This window comes from Lysinibacillus sp. TE18511 (assembly GCF_054062295.1).
Genome location: NZ_JBSSFD010000089.1, coordinates 1 through 3,094, shown reverse-complemented (window position 1 = coordinate 3,094; position 3,094 = coordinate 1). Strand labels below are relative to the sequence as shown.

Genomic DNA, 3,094 nt, shown 5'->3' with positions numbered 1-3,094 from the left:
ACTTTGCGTTATTCATCTTAATTGAACCGCCGTATACGGAACCGTACGTACGGTGGTGTGAGAGGTCGGGAGTTAATCACTCCCTCCTACTCGATGCACATAATTATCGTTATTTGAAGTTGATTAATATTAGCTTATTTGTCTTATAAGTTAAATCGAGAACAATTAGATGTACAGAGATAATAAAGTTGTTTTAAAAACGCCGGTCATGTTATTCAGCAATTGGGCCAGCGCGACAAGTTCTGTTATAAATGCTTCTAGCGTGAAAAACAGGAAATTATAAAGATAAATTTCAACTATACAACGGAGGATAGGAATGAAGAGACCATGTTTTCTGAAACTATCCCGTCAATACTCCTGCATGCGTTATGACTGACAGGTCATAGGGTGTGAAGCACAGGTAGAGTCGGCAGAACGAAGGCTGTAGCCACTCCTTTAGAGAAGGTATGCCAACGGATATGCCGCACGGCTGAAAAACTAGATACGGTGAGAATAGTTTCAAGGGAAGGAACTGACGAACTTCCGAAGGTAAGGGTCTAAAGATTGAACATAGGGAAACTTATGTCCCATCCAACGATGGGGTGAGTGGTGTAGAGTAAAATTTGGCCCTCTGAAATACACTATACTGAACTATGGCGGTATCTAGCTCACAGGCTCAAAGGAAGCACCTACGTCGAGAACGGATAGCTACGTTGTATGGTACTTGGAAAGCAAGGAACGTTGAAACTAGGGCTGTCACCCATAGCGGTTGCTATAAGACTTTAATCGAAAAGCATTTATTCTTGTGAGGGTAGGGGTACGACTAATGAAGCCCTTGTAATGAAGGTGGAGGAACAGCCCCAAGTCTAGTGGTAGTTATTGATTATTTTTCAAATGTGCATTGCACCGGTCGGGTAAGAATGTGGGAACATCACTTCATAAAGGAATGATGCCACAGTGCAAGCTCTACGATATTGGGATTATTATGGTATGACCGAAACCTTTACAGACTTACATAAGCGAGCTAAAAACAAAGAAACATTCCAATACTTATACGACATCATCACGTCGAGGAATAATATTCTATTGGCGTATCGCATTATCAAGTCAAATAAAGGTTCAAAAACCCCAGGTACAGATGGGAAAACCATTTTAGATATTGAGAAATATACCGAGAACGATTTAATAGAAGAAATACAAAGACAGCTCAAGAATTATCGCCCGAAGAAAGTTAGACGGAAACTAATAGAAAAAGATAATGGCAAAATGAGACCACTTGGCATTCCATGTATCCTCGATAGAATTGTTCAACAGTGTTTTAAACAAGTGTTAGAGCCTATAGCGGAAGCTCAATTTTTCAATCATAGTTATGGATTTAGACCGTTAAGGTCTACTCATCACGCAATGGCCAGAATCCAATACCTAGTCAATCAGTCACAACTTCACTACGTTGTAGACATTGATATTAAAGGCTTTTTTGATAATATCAACCATACCTTACTGATTAAACAACTTTGGAATTTAGGAGTTAAAGACAGGCAAGTCCTTGCCTGTCTAGCGAAAATGTTAAAATCCGAGATTGATGGAGAAGGTATACCGACAAAAGGTTCTCCACAAGGCGGGTTACTCTCACCACTGTTATCAAATATTGTTTTAAATGAATTAGATCAATGGGTATCTAAACAATGGGAATGCTTTCCTCTAAATAAACCATTTAAGATAAGAGAAGGTCAACTCCTTGCCAAAAAGCGAACCCAATTGAAGGAAGGATATCTAGTCCGTTATGCTGATGATTTCAAAATTCTATGCCGAGATGCAAAAACTGCTGAAAAGTGGTTTCACGCTGTAAAGCTATTTCTAAAAGAACGTTTAAAACTTGATATTTCACCAGAAAAATCGAAGATTATTAATCTACGCAAACATGAATCTGCCTTCCTCGGCTTTACCATTCGTGCAAATCGCAAAGGTAAAAAGCGAGTGGCTCACACTTTTGTTCGAGCTGAAAAGATACAGAAAATAAAAGCTGAAGCGAAAAAACGAGTTAAAGAACTTCGTTCTTCACCAACCATTCAAAATGCTATGCATTTTAATAGTTTTGTCTTAGGGCTACATAATTACTTTAATAGAGCGACACACGTCAACTTAGCGTTCTCACGTCTTGCTTACGATATTGGTACAATGATGTACAACCGTCTTAGGTCTATCGGGAAATATGCACATCCAACGAATCCACCCCCATCCTATAAGAAATTTTACAGTTTGGGATGTAAGACATTTAAAATTGCCGGTATTTATCTATACCCTCTAGCGAATGTTCAGACGAAGAATACCATTTGCTTTACGCAAAGTCTAACACCATTTACGACAGAAGGTCGAGGACAGATTTATAAAAATCTGCATAAAAATATCAAGCAAGAAATTGCCTTACTGATGGAATCAAATATTTTGACACGCAGTGTCGAATACATGGATAACCGAATTAGTCGATACAGTATGAAAAAAGGAAACTGTGAAATCACAGGTTTATTCCTTCAAGCACAAGATGTACATTGTCACCACCATATTCCTCTACATCTAGGTGGAAATGACAAGTTCAATAACTTACGTATCCTTCATAAAGATGTTCATAAATTAATCCATATGACAGACACAACTAAGATAAACACACTTATAAAGAATTTGGGCGTCACACAACCGATGCTTGAGAAAATCAATAAATATCGGGAGAAATGTGATTTAGAAAGAATCAAATAACCCAAATCACTAAGAGTAACTTGAAACTTATAATTAACAAAACCATCGCTAGATGGAACGCGGAATGATGGGAAACTATCACGTTCCGTGTGGAGCAGGGGAAAAGCTGGAGATAGCATCAAATGCTTACCTATTGCCAACGATTAATGGAGTGACTTTATTAATTGTTTCGTTAAGATTGTGAAGAAGTGTACTTATGCCAACGTTGCAGTTTAGTTGTGCGAAATGTTCCTAGCTCAAATGGAGAATGGTCACATTACTCTGGGAAAGCTAGGCAGTTCCTTTCGGAATTGAAGGGTTATATCGAAGAATCAAATGAAGAGGTAACGCTCGGAAGGGTTCTCTCTTAGTCGAATAGCAC

General features: G+C 38.5%; 1 protein-coding gene. It reads left to right on the top strand.

Annotation, left to right across the window (positions count from 1 at the left end):
- Window positions 1-969: 969 nt before the first annotated feature.
- On the top strand, window positions 970-2,733 hold the full coding sequence (ltrA, locus tag ACVWXS_RS25790) for a group II intron reverse transcriptase/maturase (RefSeq protein WP_456960671.1): 1,764 nt from the start codon (window positions 970-972) through the stop codon (window positions 2,731-2,733).
- The last annotated feature ends 361 nt before the right edge of the window (window positions 2,734-3,094 follow it).

Coding starts and splice junctions, on each gene's coding strand:
- ltrA (WP_456960671.1), top strand. CDS start 970: ATGACCGAAACCTTTACAGACTTACATAAGCGAGCTAAAAACAAAGAA.